At 63.8% G+C, this 14229-nt stretch carries 12 protein-coding genes and 1 tRNA gene; 8 read left to right on the top strand and 5 right to left on the bottom strand.

The features are described 5' to 3' along the window. Positions 1 to 51: 51 nt before the first annotated feature. From ALII_RS0109605 to ALII_RS0109595, 3 genes are all read right to left on the bottom strand, one after another. On the bottom strand, positions 52 to 834 hold the full coding sequence (locus tag ALII_RS0109605) for a putative hydro-lyase (protein WP_024587103.1): 783 nt from the start codon (positions 832 to 834) through the stop codon (positions 52 to 54). Between the two features lie 148 nt (positions 835 to 982). Then, positions 983 to 2140 carry an NADH:flavin oxidoreductase/NADH oxidase gene (locus ALII_RS0109600; protein WP_081718959.1) on the bottom strand — a complete coding sequence of 386 codons (1158 nt, stop codon included), beginning with the start codon at positions 2138 to 2140 and terminating at the stop codon, positions 983 to 985. A 119-nt stretch (positions 2141 to 2259) separates the two neighbouring features. Further along, positions 2260 to 2778, bottom strand: coding sequence for an ureidoglycolate lyase (locus ALII_RS0109595; protein WP_024587101.1), 519 nt, complete (start codon positions 2776 to 2778; stop codon positions 2260 to 2262). Positions 2779 to 2974: 196 nt separating this feature from the next. On the opposite strand from ALII_RS0109595, the gene ALII_RS0109590 reads away from it, so the two are divergent. Then, on the top strand, positions 2975 to 6586 hold the full coding sequence (locus ALII_RS0109590) for a hydantoinase B/oxoprolinase family protein (protein WP_024587100.1): 3612 nt from the start codon (positions 2975 to 2977) through the stop codon (positions 6584 to 6586). A gap of 14 nt (positions 6587 to 6600) precedes the next feature. On the opposite strand, the gene ALII_RS22345 is transcribed toward ALII_RS0109590, so the two are convergent. Further along, positions 6601 to 7290 carry a GntR family transcriptional regulator gene (locus ALII_RS22345; protein ID WP_024587099.1) on the bottom strand — a complete coding sequence of 230 codons (690 nt, stop codon included), beginning with the start codon at positions 7288 to 7290 and terminating at the stop codon, positions 6601 to 6603. Between the two features lie 104 nt (positions 7291 to 7394). Here ALII_RS22345 and ALII_RS0109580 point away from each other — a divergent pair, with 104 nt between their 5' ends. The 4 genes from ALII_RS0109580 (at position 7395) to ALII_RS0109565 (ending at position 12068) form a co-directional block, all read left to right on the top strand. Next, positions 7395 to 8759, top strand: coding sequence for an acyclic terpene utilization AtuA family protein (locus ALII_RS0109580; RefSeq protein ID WP_024587098.1), 1365 nt, complete (start codon positions 7395 to 7397; stop codon positions 8757 to 8759). Continuing rightward, the gene (locus tag ALII_RS0109575; RefSeq protein ID WP_024587097.1) at positions 8756 to 9124 is read left to right on the top strand and encodes a hypothetical protein; all 369 of its coding nucleotides are present in this window, start codon (positions 8756 to 8758) and stop codon (positions 9122 to 9124) included. Before ALII_RS0109580 ends, ALII_RS0109575 begins: the two co-directional genes overlap by 4 nt. Before the next feature lie 32 nt (positions 9125 to 9156). Further along, on the top strand, positions 9157 to 10122 hold the full coding sequence (locus tag ALII_RS0109570) for a TAXI family TRAP transporter solute-binding subunit (protein ID WP_024587096.1): 966 nt from the start codon (positions 9157 to 9159) through the stop codon (positions 10120 to 10122). A gap of 68 nt (positions 10123 to 10190) precedes the next feature. Then, positions 10191 to 12068, top strand: coding sequence for a TRAP transporter fused permease subunit (locus tag ALII_RS0109565; RefSeq protein ID WP_024587095.1), 1878 nt, complete (start codon positions 10191 to 10193; stop codon positions 12066 to 12068). Between the two features lie 262 nt (positions 12069 to 12330). Here ALII_RS0109565 and ALII_RS0109555 read toward each other — a convergent pair. After that, positions 12331 to 12420, bottom strand: a tRNA-Ser gene (locus ALII_RS0109555). A 306-nt stretch (positions 12421 to 12726) separates the two neighbouring features. Here ALII_RS0109555 and rplU point away from each other — a divergent pair. The 3 genes from rplU to ALII_RS0109540 all read left to right on the top strand — a co-directional run bounded on the left by rplU (position 12727) and on the right by ALII_RS0109540 (position 14187). Next, the gene (gene rplU, locus ALII_RS0109550) at positions 12727 to 13176 is read left to right on the top strand and encodes a 50S ribosomal protein L21 (RefSeq protein ID WP_024587094.1); all 450 of its coding nucleotides are present in this window, start codon (positions 12727 to 12729) and stop codon (positions 13174 to 13176) included. A 25-nt stretch (positions 13177 to 13201) separates the two neighbouring features. Beyond that, a complete protein-coding gene (gene rpmA, locus ALII_RS0109545; RefSeq protein WP_024587093.1) occupies positions 13202 to 13471 on the top strand; it encodes a 50S ribosomal protein L27 in 270 nt (89 codons plus the stop codon). A gap of 125 nt (positions 13472 to 13596) precedes the next feature. Continuing rightward, positions 13597 to 14187: a GNAT family N-acetyltransferase gene (locus ALII_RS0109540; RefSeq protein WP_024587092.1), complete on the top strand. Its 591-nt coding sequence runs from the start codon at positions 13597 to 13599 to the stop codon at positions 14185 to 14187. The last annotated feature ends 42 nt before the right edge of the window (positions 14188 to 14229 follow it).

The raw sequence follows: 14229 nt of genomic DNA, 5'->3' as shown, positions 1-14229 counted from the left end.
CCCCTTGTTTTGTTGATCTTCATCGACCGGCATCTGGAGCCGGGTATGCGGTTATGCGATCTCCGCTCGAAGGTCGGTCACCAGCATGTGGCCCGGCGCATGCGTGATCGCGATTTCCGGCCTGGCGTGCCGGATGGCGGTTTGCGGCGTGACGCCGCATGCCCAGAAGACGGGAACGTCGCCGGGGCCAATGTCGGGTGCATCACCGAAATCCGGTTTTGCGATATCGTGGATGCCGATCTGCGCGGGATCACCGATATGGACCGGCGCGCCATGCGCCTGCGGCAGGTGCGAGGACAGGATGATCGCGCGGATCGCGTCCTGCGGCGAAAACGAGCGCATCGAGACCACCAGCGGACCGGCGAACGGGCCGGCCGCAACGGTCGGGATATTGGTCTCGTACATCGCGACGTTGCGATCGGCCTCGATATGGCGGACCGGAATGCCGGCACGCAGCAATGCGGTCTCGAACGAGAAGGAACAGCCGAGGACGAAGGTCACGAAATCGTCGCGCCAGAGCGCTTCGATGTCCGTCGCCATGTCCGTCGGCTCGCCGTTCCGGAAAATGCGGTAGCGCGGCGCGTCGTGGCGTATATCGAGATCGGCGCCGAGCGAGGGCAATTTCGGATCGCCGACTTCCGACACGCCCAAAATCGGCGCGGGCTTGGGATTGCGAACGCAAAAGCGAAGGAAGTCGTCGGCATAGGTGGCCGGCAGGATCACCAGATTGCCTTGCTGAAATCCCTGGGCGAGGCCGCTCGTCGGTGCAGCGTGCTGCCCGGTTCGGCAGGCTCTGCGCACCTGTTCGGCGGTCTCGAAACGAACGCTATCCATTCTGGCGGGTCTCGCATCTGGTAATGCGTCCGGCCTCGAAGATGATCTCGTGCCGGCTACTGAGCGCAATTAAGTCGCGAGAATGGCGATGAGTCGAATTTTTAGTTTTCATCGGCTTCGATCAATTTCATTCATCGCGACGTCGGCACTAGAAAATGTTCGAGCGCTCATACTGCACCGGCCAGGAAACGTCGGCTGCGCGCAGGGAATTCGCCGCGCGCAGCGGCCAGTGAGGGTCCGCCATCAGACCGCGACCCAGCAGAACGAGATCGGCCGAGCCGTTGGCGATGATGGATTCGGCGAGGTCCGGCGCGTTGAGAAGGCCAACCGCCGCAGTCGCCATGCCCGTCGCCTCGCGCACCTTTTGGGCGAGCGGAACCTGATAGCCGGGATGGATCGGGATCGACTGGCGCGGATCATTGCCGCCTGACGAGCAATCGACGAGATCGACATCGCCGCGTTCCTTCAAGATGCGAACGAGCCGGATCGTGTCGTCGACATTCCAGCCGTCCTCCACCCAGTCCGTCACCGACAGGCGCAGGAACAGTGGCAGGTCGTCGGGCCATTCGCGCCGCACGGCGTCGAGCGATTGCAGCAGGAAGCGGATGCGGTTTTCGAAGCTGCCGCCATAGGCGTCGTCGCGAGAATTGCTGACCGGCGAATAGAACTGGTGGATCAGGTAGCCGTGGGCCGCATGGATTTCGAGTATCCGGAAACCGGCTTCGCGGGCGCGGCGGGTCGCCTGCGCCAGTGCCTCGATTTCCGTGCGGATGCCGTCCTCGTCGAGCGTCCGCGGCGCGGGCCATGCGGCGGCATAGGGCAGGTCGGAACACGATACGGTTTCCCATCCGCCATCTTCCGGCGCCACCGGCCCGCTTCCCTCCCACGGCCTGCCGACCGACGCCTTGCGTCCGGCATGGCCAAGCTGGATGGCAGGCACGGCCCCTTGCGCGGAGACGAACCGCGCGATGCGCGCCAGCGCATCGCGCTGGTCGTCGTTCCACAGGCCAAGATCGTGCTGCGTGATCCGGCCATGCGGCGCAACGTGCACCGCTTCCGTGCAGACGATGCCCGCACCGCCAACGGCGCGCGCACCCAGATGAACGAGGTGCCAGTCATTCGCCATCCCGTCGACGGCGGAATACTGGCACATCGGCGACAGCATGATGCGGTTGCGCGTCTCGACGGACCGGAAACTGATCGGCCGGAACAGATGGGGCCGCGGATCGCGGCGCAAAATGCGGCGGCCATCTTCGCCCGAAACCCGCGAATCCGTGCTCGACTTCTGGCTGGCCGGTTTGGTCATGCGCTGCTCCTGTCCGCTCGATCCCATGGGGGCTGGGGCCCATCCATCTGCCGCAGATTGGTGCATGGCGGATGGGCCGAGTCGAATGGTCAGTTTTGATCGCCGCCGATCAATCGCGCTTATCGCGCGAGGACGAGCGAGACGGGCTGAAACGCGCTTTCGTCAAGCACGCCGCCGGTGTTGAGATGGCGCGCGAGATCGAGCGTCGTGGACCGGCGCGTCAGCATCGCGCAGGTGACTTCGTCGTCCTCGATACGCGTGGCATGCCAACAGCCTGGCCGCATGCAAACGCCCTGTCCAGGCGGAATCTGGAACGCCCTGACGCTCGCCTCGTCCAGCGACCCGTCCGGAAGTCCGAGGCCAACGATCTGGATGATCGCGCCGTTCAGAGGGATGATGGCCTGTTGCGTCAGGAAATGGGCCTCCAGCCGGGCGATCGCGACATCGCGGCTGCGATAGACGACCCACAGTATCTCGGTCTGCCCGCCCGCGGTGTCGAAGACATGCTCGCTCCAGAAATCGCTGGCCGGGCTGACGAAGCTCGCCGCATCCGCCGGGTCGCAGGGCTTGCCCAGCATCCAGCCATAAGGCGCAATGGCCTCAGCCGTCAGCGGCTCGATTGCAACTGAATGGGCCATCCTCGTCTCCTTCGGATCATCACCCCTGCAATGCGCAATTCAACGCCGAATGTCGAATTGTCGTTGCTGATCGCGAGCGATCGAGCGCGTCTATCATATGTCGATTTATTTATCGATTTTGATCCAAAACGATAATTCGACTTATCGAACGGGATCGACAAGATTGCCGTCATCTTCAAACCGGGATGACGAAGCGATGGCACAGTGGGATTTCTGGATTGACCGGGGCGGCACCTTCACCGACGTGATCGGGCGCGATCCGGGCGGCATCTTCCACCCGATCAAGGTCCTGTCGGAAAATCCGTCGGCCTACCGCGACGCGGCCGTCCACGGCATTCGCAAGCTGCTCGGCCTGCAACCGGGCGAACCCGTCCCCGCCGGTCTGATCGGCGAAGTGCGCATGGGCACCACCGTCGCCACCAACGCGCTTCTGGAGCGCAAGGGCGAACGGCTCGCGCTGGTGACGACGCGCGGTTTCCGCGATGCGCTGAAGATCGGCTATCAGGAGCGCAAGCACATCTTCGCCACCGAGATCGTCAAGCCTGAAGCGCTATATGACAGGGTCGTCGAGGTTGGCGAGCGCGTGCTTTCCGATGGCACGGTCGAGACGTCGCTCGACGCGGACGCGCTTCGCTTCGAACTCTTGGCGTTGCGACAGGAAGGCCACGACGCCATCGCGATCGTGTTCATGCACGCCTACAAATATCCCGCCCATGAGATCGAGGCGGCGCGGATCGCGCGCGAGATCGGCTTTGGCCAGGTCTCCGTCAGCCACGAGGTTTCGCCGCTCATCAAGCTGGTCGGGCGCGGCGACACGACCGTCGTCGACGCCTATCTCTCACCCGTTCTTCGCCGCTATGTCGCGCAGGTCTCCGACGAACTCGACGTCGCGCGGACCGGTGCGCGGGTGATGTTCATGATGTCGTCGGGCGGCCTCACCGCTGCCGACCTTTTCCAGGGCAAGGATGCGATCCTGTCCGGTCCGGCGGGCGGTGTGGTCGGGCTAGCCCGCACCGGCGATGCCGCCGGGTTCGACAAGGTCATCGGCTTCGACATGGGCGGCACGTCGACCGACGTCGCGCATTTCGACGGCACGTTCGAACGCGCCTTCGAAACCGAGGTCGCAGGCGTTCGCGTCCGCGCGCCGATGATGCTCATCCACACCGTCGCAGCCGGCGGCGGGTCGATCCTGCATTATGACGCCGGGCGGTTTCGCGTCGGGCCGGATTCGGCCGGCGCCAATCCCGGCCCGGCCTGCTATCGCAATGGCGGCCCGCTGACCGTCACGGATGCCAACGTCATGCTCGGCAAACTCCTGCCGGAGCGCTTTCCGGCGATCTTCGGGCCCGCGCAAAACCAGCCGCTCGACGTCGCGATCGTGCGCGAAAAGTTCGAGGAGATGGCGCGGCAGATCGGCGATGGTCGCAGTGCCGAGGACGTCGCCGACGGCTTCATCCGCATCGCGGTCGCCAACATGGTCGAGGCAATCAAGAAGATTTCGGTCCAGCGCGGCTATGACGTGACGCGCTATGCGCTGAACTGTTTCGGCGGCGCGGGTGGTCAGCATGCCTGTCTGGTGGCCGATGCGCTCGGGATGAAAAGCGTTCTCCTGCACCCGATGTCCGGCCTGCTTTCGGCCTATGGCATGGGTCTGGCCGACATTCGTGCGACGCGGCAAAAAGCGCTCGGCGTTGCGCTCGACGACGAAGCGCCGGCCGCACTCGCCGGCCTTGGCAGCGAACTCGATGCAGAATGCAGCGCCGAACTTTCCGCGCAGGGCATCGGCGAGACGTCGATCACGCGCCACCTTCGCGCCCATATCCGCTATGCCGGAACCGACACACTCCTCGCCGTCGAGGCGAGCTATCCGCAGATCGACGACGCCGCGCGTCTGCGCGCCGGCTTCGAGGACGTCCACCGTCGCCGGTTCGGCTTCATCGCGGAAAACAAGGCGCTCGTGATCGAGGCGGTCGAATTGGAAGCTGTCGGCGGCGGCGCGGTCGAGGCCGAGCTTGCGGGTGCGGTTGAAGCGCCATCTGCAGCCGTTCCGGCCGGACGGGCACGCTTCCATTCGCAAGGTGCGGATCACGATGCGGGCGTGGTTCTGCGCTCCGGCATGATCCCCGGCCAGTTCGTGGCCGGCCCGGCAATCATCATCGAGGCCAACCAGACGATCGTGATCGAGGAGGGCTGGCAGGGCCGACTGACCGCGCGCGACCACATCGTCCTCGAGCGCATAAAGCCTTTGCCCGCGCGGCTGGCGATCGGGTCGCAGGCCGATCCGGTCATGCTGGAGATTTTCAACAATCTCTTCATGTCGATCGCCGAGCAGATGGGCGTGACGTTGCAGAACACGGCCTATTCGGTCAACATCAAGGAGCGGCTCGACTTCTCCTGCGCCGTCTTCGACGCCGCGGGCAATCTGGTGGCCAACGCGCCGCACATGCCTGTCCATCTGGGCTCGATGGACGCATCCATCGCCACCGCGATCCGCGAGAACCCGGTCGTCAATCCGGGTGACGTCTTCCTCATCAACGCGCCCTATAATGGCGGCACGCACCTGCCGGATCTGACGGTCTGCACGCCCGTCTTCGACGCCGACGCGCGCACCATCCGTTTCTGGGTCGCAAGTCGCGGGCATCATGCCGATATCGGCGGCCTCGCGCCTGGCTCGATGTCGCCGCTCGCCACTACGATCGAGGAGGAAGGCGTCTATATCGACAATTTCAAGCTCGTCGACAAAGGTCGGTTCTGCGAGGACGAGCTGTCGCAACTGTTGACCGGCGCACGCTATCCGGTGCGCAATCTCGTCCAGAACGTCAACGACCTGAAGGCCCAGATCGCGGCCAATGAAAAGGGCGTGTCGGAACTTTCCCGCATGATCGACCTCTTCGGCCGCGACGTCGTCGAGGCCTATATGGGCCATGTCCAGGACAATGCTGAGGAAAGCGTGCGGCGCGTGCTCGACCGGCTTCCCGATGGCGAATTCACCTATCCGATGGATCAGGGATGCCAGATCAAGGTGCGCGTGACGGTCGACCGTGCGAAGCGGGAAGCGACGGTTGATTTCACCGGCACGTCAGCCCAGCGTCCCGATAATTTCAACGCGCCGGCGCCCGTCACGCGGGCGGCTGTCCTTTACGTCTTCCGCCTGCTGGTGCAGGGCGACATCCCGATGAATGCCGGCTGCCTGCGACCGATCCGCATCGTCGTGCCTGAAAATTCGATGCTGTCGCCAAGCTATCCGGCCGCCGTCGTCGCCGGCAATGTCGAGGTCAGTCAGGCGGTGACGAACTGCCTGTTCGGCGCTACCGGCGCGATGGCGGCCGCGCAGGGGACGATGAACAACCTGACCTTCGGCAATGAGGAATACCAGTACTACGAGACCATCTGCTCGGGCGCGCCTGCCGGGCCGGGTTTCCACGGAGCGGACGCCATTCACACCCACATGACCAATTCCCGCCTCACCGATCCCGAAATCCTGGAGACGCGGTTTCCGGTCGTCCTCGAGGATTTCCATATCCGGCAGGGATCGGGCGGTCGTGGCAAGTGGAATGCGGGCGACGGCACAAGGCGCACCATCCGAGCCCGCGAGACGCTGGAGTTCGCCATCCTTTCAGGCCACCGAAAAGTCCAGCCTTTCGGTCTCGAAGGAGGGCAGTCAGGCCAAGTGGGAACCAACCACGTCCGCCGCGCATCCGGCGCCGTTGAAACGCTGAGCGGCTGCGATCAAACGGTTCTCCAGCCAGGAGACGCCTTCATCCTCACCACCCCGACGGGCGGCGGATATGGAACGTCCGAGGGCTGATACGTGCTCGCTGGCTACGGCGTGGCACTCTGTGCGAGCATCCTGTTCGCGCGCAGATAATAGTCCTTCGGGCGCTGAATGTGCGCCACGCAAAGCTTTGCGAGAGCATCGGCGTCGCCGCCCGCGAGCGCGTCGAGAATCTGCCTGTGCTCCTCGACCGCCAGACGCCGAAGTTCGGCGTCGGGAAAGCCTCTGCTCCTGATCGGGTGGCTGGCGAATGTGTATGACTTGATGGCTTCGGCCAGAAGCCCGTTACCGCAATGCCCGTAGAGCTTCTCGTGAAACTCGTTGTTGAGCAGGAAGATGTCGAGATACCGCTCTTCCCTTGAAGCGCGCGCATGCGCCTCGGCGATCGAGCCAAGTTCTTCGAGGAGCCTTTTGGGGGCCGGCAGAGACATGCGCCTTGCTGCTCGTGCCTCGAGAATTTCGCGGATTTCGTAAAGCTCCTCGACCTCGACGAGCGTGTAGTCGCGCACCTGAACGCCGCGATTCGGCATGCGTATGACGAGACCGACGCGTTCCAGTTCCGCAAAGGCCCTGCGCACGGCATGCCGCGTCGCGTCGAGGCGCGCGATGATTTCGTCTTCAACGAGCCGTTCTCGGGGCCGCAGGGTGCCGAAGATGATCTCGCGCTGCAGTTCCTTGAAAAGAGCTTCCCATCGGCCGGGATCGCGCTTGTGTTCGGATAATGCGTAGTCAGTCATTTGAGCCCCTGTGTACCGGCTCCACCTTACCTCGCAGCGGCTCGACAATCCAAGCGTTGACATTATCGATAATCATTCCGATAAAGACGACGGGAGGATTTTCATTGACGTATAGGATCGGAAGCGGTTCGGGTTTTTCAGGCGATCGCGTCGATGCGGCCATCCCTGTCGTGCGGCAGATGATCGCCGATGGCGGCGGCGGCGCATTGATCTTCGAGACGATCGGCGAGCGGACGCTGGCGCTGGGTCACCTGGCTCGCCGATCGAATCCGCGCCATGGCTACGATCCGCTACTGTCTGAGCTTCTAACGCCGGTCCTCGCCGACTGCATCCGTTCCCGCATCGTCGTGGTGGGCAATTTCGGCGTTGCCAATCCACGTGCGGCGGCCGATCGCATCGCCCGGCTGGCAGGCGAGCTGGGCCTCGACGGCATCCAGATCGCCGTCGTCGAAGGCGACGATATTCGCGAGGGGCTGGACCTGTCGGGCCTTGAGCGATGGGAGGGTGATACCGAACTTCGCGCCGGTCCGTCCGACATCATTTCCGCCAATGCCTATATCGGCGCGCGGCACATCGCAGAAGCTATTCAAAACGGTGCGCAAGTGGTCGTCACGGGGAGAGTGGCCGATCCTTCGCTGGTGCTCGGTCCGCTGGTCGCGCATTTCGGATGGGACTGGACCGACTGGGACAGGCTGGCGGCGGGAACGCTGGCCGGCCATCTCCTCGAATGCGGCAGCCAGGTAACCGGCGGCTATTTTGCCGACCCCGGCTTCAAGGACGTCGCCGATCTTGCCGATGTCGGGTTTCCGATCGCCGAGGTCGAGGCGGACGGCTCGTTCACCATCACGAAGCCCCATGGCACCGGCGGTGTGGTTGATCTGCGCACCGTCAAGGAGCAGATCCTTTACGAAATTCATGATCCGGCGGCCTATCTGACGCCGGACGTCATACTCGACATGACGCAGGTGGCGATCGCTCAAGTCGGCAAGGATCGCGTCGCCGTCAGTGGGGCGCGCGGCAGGCCGGCGCCCGATCGCCTCAAGGCCACGATCGGCGTTTCGGGAGACTGGCTCGGCGAGGCCGAGATATCCTATGCGGGACCGAACGCGCTCGCGCGTGCCCGTCTGGCGGCGGATGTGGTGGAAACGCGCCTCAGGTCGCAGACGTCGCGCGTGCGCCGGCGCTACGACTTCATCGGCGCGCTGAGCGTCTTCGGAGGCGACGACGCCAGTCCTCCGGGTCAGGTTCTGCCTGAAGGCCCCGACATCCGGATGCGCCTTGCCGTCAGCGCTTCGGACAAGGCCGAGGCCGAGCTGGCCCTGCGCGAAGTCGGTGCACTCTACTGTACCGGCCCGGCCGGCGGCGGCGGCATCCGGACACGCCTTCAGTCGCGCATCAACACGGCTTCATATCTCGTGCCCCGATCGATGGTCGAGGAGCGCCATACGTTCTGGGAGGGCGAGGCATGAGCGAGATGTTGACCGTGCCGCTGCACGACATTGCGCATGGCCGATCGGGCGACAAGGGCAATCGACTGAACATCAGTGTCATCGCCTATCGTCCCGAAGCATGGCCGATCCTCGTTCGGGAGGTGACCGAGGCGCGCGTGCTCGCCATGTTCGCCCATCGCAGCGCGTCCAAGGTGAAGCGCTACGTCCTCGAAAACATCCAGGCGCTGAATTTCGTCATCGATGACGCACTGGAGGGGGGCGTCAACTCGGCGCTCAACCTCGATACGCACGGCAAGACCACCGCGTTCCATCTGCTGTCGATGGACGTGACCGTACCCGCCGCACTTGTCGGTAATCGCAATTCGGAAAATGCGACCGGGTGACACCAAAAAAAATCCAAGGGAGGAGAACTAAAATGAACAACTCGGGAAAGATCTTGGCCGCCACGGCGATCGCATTCTTGGCCGGCAGCGCGACGCATGCGCAGGAGCGTATCCTCATAGGGTCGTCTTCGTCGTCGTCGAGCCATTACGGCTATTATGTCGCCGTCTCGCAGCTCATCAATGACGGTGTCGAGGGCGTTTCGGCGACGGTCGTCGAAACGGGCGCGACCATGGACAATATGCGCCGGCTGCAGCGCAACCAGATCGACATGGGCCTGGTCACGACGAACGTCGCATATGACGCCTGGGCCGGACAGGGGGACTTCGAGGGTCAGCCCTACAAGATGCTGACCTTGTGGGTCTATTCGTCCGCACCCCAGAACGTCGTCGTGCGTCAGGATGCCGGGCTCGAGACGATTGCGGATCTTGCAGGCCAGCGCATCAATCCCGGCATCACCGGATCTGCGACGGAGAAGACCACGGAGGCGGTTTTCGCCCATCTCGGCGTCGAGCCGGACTGGGTTCGCGGCTCGACCGGCGACGTCGTCGATTCCATCAAGGACGACCGTGCGGTCGGCTATGTGAAAAGCGGCGCCGGCGAGAGGCTGGATGCGTCGAGCCTGGACATCGCCACGCTCACCCCCGTGTCCCTGATCAGCCTCGACGACGAGCAGGCCCAATCCGTCACCGATGCCTTTCCGAATCTCGCGGTGATCGAGATCGGCGAAAACGCCGCCGGTGATGGCTATCCCGCCTATCGCACCTGGGCGTTCGGCACCGCCACGGTCGCCCATCCCGAAATGAGCGACGACATGGCCTACGCCATTACGAAGGCAGCGGTGGAAGACGAAACCGTCCAGTCTGCCGCCTTCGCGAATCTGAAAGGCTCGCAACTCCCCGACATGACGATGGCACTGGCGACCTCGCCTCTCCATCCCGGCGCGATCCGCTATTTTGAGGAGGTCGGCGTCGAGATTCCCGAGCGCCTGCGTCCCTGAGCACGGCCCTGCGCCGCAAGGGGGATCGGATTTGGCCGATCCCCGTCTTTCCAGCCGCGAGCCCCACAATGCTTGAAAACTCCCGCCGACTGGTCGCCGCGACGATCGGTGCTTTCGTGTTGTGGACGGCCTTTGCGGGTCAGTTCGAATCCCTCGTCCAGCGGTCCGTCATGGTCGCGCTGCTTCTTCTTCTCGGTTTCCTGACCTACCCGCTACGGCCCGGCGGGCGGACGCGGGGATGGTCGATCGCGCTCGACGTCGTGCTTGCGGGAATCGGCATCGCCGCCGCGGTCTACGTCACCTTCAACGCCAATCGCATCATGACGACCTTGCCGATGGCGTCTCCCCTCGAGCTTGGCCTGACACTGGGTCTCGTCGTCGTGCTGCTCGAATTGGCCCGCCGCACGGTCGGCCTCGCCTTTCCGATCCTCGTGATCGTCGGCCTCTCCTACGTCTTCCTCGGCCACCTCATTCCGGGACGACTCGGCCACCGCGGCTTCGACGTCTACTTCATTGCCGAGACGATCTACCTCTCCGATATCGGCGTGTGGGGATCGCTGACCGGCCTTGCCTCGACCTTGATCGCCGCCTTCGTGTTGTTCGGAGCCGTCCTCCTGCATACTGGCGGCGGCAAGACGTTCATGGACATCGCGCTCCTCGTCTCGGGTCGTTCGATCGGCGGAGCGGCCAAGATGGCGACGATCGCTTCAGCCTCGTTCGGCACGGTCAACGGCAGTGCCGTCGCCAATGTCGCGACGACCGGAACCTTGACGATCCCGCTGATGAAGCGGCTGAACTATCCGCCGCAGTTCGCTGCCGCGGTCGAGGCGGTGGCGTCGACCGGCGGGCAGGTGACGCCGCCGATCCTCGGTGCTGCTGCGTTCATCATGGCTGAAATGATCGGCGTCGAGTATCTGCGCATCGCGCTCGCCGCCGTCATTCCGGCCGCGATGTTCTACATCGCCGTGCTTTTGACCATTCACCTGGTCGCGCTGCGCAGCAATGTCGGCCTGGTGCCGCGCGAGGAAATTCCCTCCGCCCGCCAGGCGCTCGATCCCCTGCGGTTGATCCCGGTACTCGGCGGTCTCGGCGGCCTGATCTTCATGTTGGTCTCCGGCCGTTCGGTCGCCTATTCCGCGGCGATCGGCATTGCGTGCATGCTGATCCCGTTCGTCATCGGCGATCTGTGGCGACGGCGAAACGTTGCCGCGACCTCGCGAACCTTGTTCGACGCGCTCGTCGAGGGTGGTGCCGGCATCGTCATCATCGGCGTGATGCTGGCTGGCGCTCAGATCCTCGTATCGCTGCTGAACCTCACGGGCATCGGCGTGACGCTGTCTTCGCTGGTCGTTGCCATCGGCGGCCAGAACATCGTGTTGATCGGCCTTATCGTCGCCGGCTCCTGTCTGATCCTGGGCATGGGCATCCCGACGACGGCCGCCTATGTGCTCGTCGCATCGGTCATGGCGCCGGCGCTGATCGCCGTTCAGGTCGAGCCGCTGGTCGCCCACATGTTCGTGTTCTACTACGCGACGATCTCCGTCATAACGCCGCCCGTTTGCATCGCGGTCTTCGTCGCGGCGAGCATCGCAAATGTTGGGTGGTGGCCTGTGGCCCTCAACGCGGTTCGGCTCGGCGCCGTGACCTATGTCGTGCCGTTCATGTTCCTGGCCTATCCCGGCATGCTCTGGTCCGGCAGCGGGCTGGGCATCGCGGAGGCCGCTCTTTCAGGCTTGGTGCTCGTCATATCGACGGCAATGCTGACGTCCGGCGTCAGTCTGCGCGGCAGCAGAATGCTCGCAGGAGCTATCTTCGCTCCATCAGCACTTCTTGCTCTCTATCCCAACGAGCTGGCGCTCGGTGCCGCCATTATTCTGTTGTGCATCGGAATCCATCTCGCAAAACCGTTTCATCAGTCGCAGATGAAGTTGGTGCCGGGACAATAGGCGGGATTTTCGGCGGGCGGATTGTGTATGGCCCTGATGTTCCTGGCCTTCCGGGATACATCCCTGCCGCCGATCGTTCGACCCGGTGCACATTGGCTGAATCTGATTTGCAATGTTGGCAGCTCGAAGAGGCCGGCCAAGGCGACCTAGCGGCATGACCGGCTCGATTGCGCCTCCCGGCTAACTGAACTGAAACAACGCCAGGTCGGTCCGCCGCGTCAGCGGGGAATCATCTGCAAAAACAATTGCTTGACATTCGAAATGGCGGAGAGGGAGGGATTCGAACCCCCGATGGGCTTGCACCCATGCCGCATTTCGAGTGCGGTGCATTCGACCACTCTGCCACCTCTCCGCGGGTCGTGGTTCGCTCTTTCGAACGCGGCGCACACATAGCCATTGTGATGGAGCGGCACAAGGGGTTTTGTCGACGAAATGGCGGCGCTCGGACGGAGCGACGCGAAAGCGCCGCAGCGGGCCGGTTCGCGTTGACTTCAGGGCCGCGCTGACGTATGAGCAGCCTCGAAAATCCGGTGTGGCGTCTCGCCGCGCCGGTTCTTTGCTGGAAAATTCGCCCGCAGGGACAGTTTCAACCGACTGAACAAGAAGCCGGCCGGGTGCTCGCGCATCCAGAGCCGGAACCGAACAGAAAGGACAAAAAATGTTCGCAGTCATCAAGACCGGTGGCAAGCAGTATCGCGTCGCCGCCGACCAGGTTCTGGAAATCGGCCGCGTCGCCGGCGAGATCGGCGACATCGTCGAGATCGGCCACGTGCTCGCGCATGGCAATGGCGACGACGTGACGATCGGTGCGCCGCTCGTGTCGGGCGCTTCGGTCTCCGCCGAGATCATCGACCAGAACCGCGCCGAGAAGGTCATCGCGTTCAAGAAGCGCCGCCGCCAGAATTCGCGCCGCAAGCGCGGCCACCGTCAGCTTCTGACGACGGTCCGCATCTCGGAGATCCTGCTCGACGGCGCCAAGCCCTCGAAGAAGGCTTCCCAGAAGAAGGCTGCGAAGGCAGAGGCCGGCGACGAGACGCCGAAGGCCGCCAAGAAGGCAGCGCCGAAGAAGGCCGCCGCCAAGACCGAAGCTGCCGAAGCCGGCGAATAAGAACAAGGCATAAAGGAGAACTCCCATGGCACATAAGAAAGCTGGCGGTTCCTCGCGCAACGGTCGCGATTCCGAATCCAAGCGCCTTGGCGTGAAGAAGTTCGGTGGCGAAGCCGTCATTCCGGGCAACATCATCATTCGCCAGCGCGGCACCAAGTGGCATCCGGGCACCAATGTCGGCCTCGGCAAGGACCACACGATTTTTGCGATGCAAGAAGGCGTCGTGTCGTTTGCGCGCAAAGCCAACGGCCGAACCTACGTATCCGTGGATGCGGTCAAGGAAGCAGCGGAGTAGTCGGTTCCGCACCACAACACCGGCGCCCCATCTCGGGTCCGGTGTCTGGTCGACAATCCAGAACAAAGCACAGGGGAGATGGGTCGCCATCTCCCCTTTTGCCGTTTTGATCTGGAGGAAGACCCATGGTTCTGGAAAAGGAAGACCTCGAAGAGGAATGTTGGCGGATCGACTGCCCCGTCCTCGTCACCGAACGGCTGGTCCTGCGCCCGCCGCATGAAGACGACCTCGAGGAGTTGGCGGAACTTGCCAACAACCGCCGCGTCGCCGAAATGCTCGGCCGCATGCCGCATCCGTACGGTTCGGCCGAGGCTCGTCAATTTCTCGACTCCACGCGTCAGGATCGCGAAGCGGGCTGCGTCTACGCCATCGCGCTCGGCGCCAATGGCGCGTTCATCGGCTGCGCGGGGCTGAATGCGACCTCGCGCGGGCTGGAGCTCGGCTACTGGATCGGCGAGCCCTATTGGGGCCGCGGCTATGCGACGGAAGCCGCGCACGCGCTGGTCGATCTCGCCTTCCGGGCTACGCCGATCGACGTGCTGCACGTCTCGTGCCGCGTCATCAACGCCGGCTCGCGCGGCGTCATCCACAAATGCGGATTCCAGTATTCGGGTCAGGGAATGCTGGATTCGCGCGTCGTCGGGCGCGTTCCCGTCGAACGCTACCGGCTCGACCGCAAGACGTGGGTGAGCCTTAGAAGCTGGGGCATGGCTTGACCGGCAAATCCGGCGGCGAGACGTGTGCGTAGACTGGTGAAA

It is taken from the genome of Aliihoeflea sp. 2WW (assembly GCF_000497755.1).
Taxonomy (GTDB): Bacteria; Pseudomonadota; Alphaproteobacteria; order Rhizobiales; family Rhizobiaceae; genus Aliihoeflea.
Note: the sequence above shows the minus strand (reverse complement) of the source record. Positions and strands in the feature narration are given on the sequence as shown.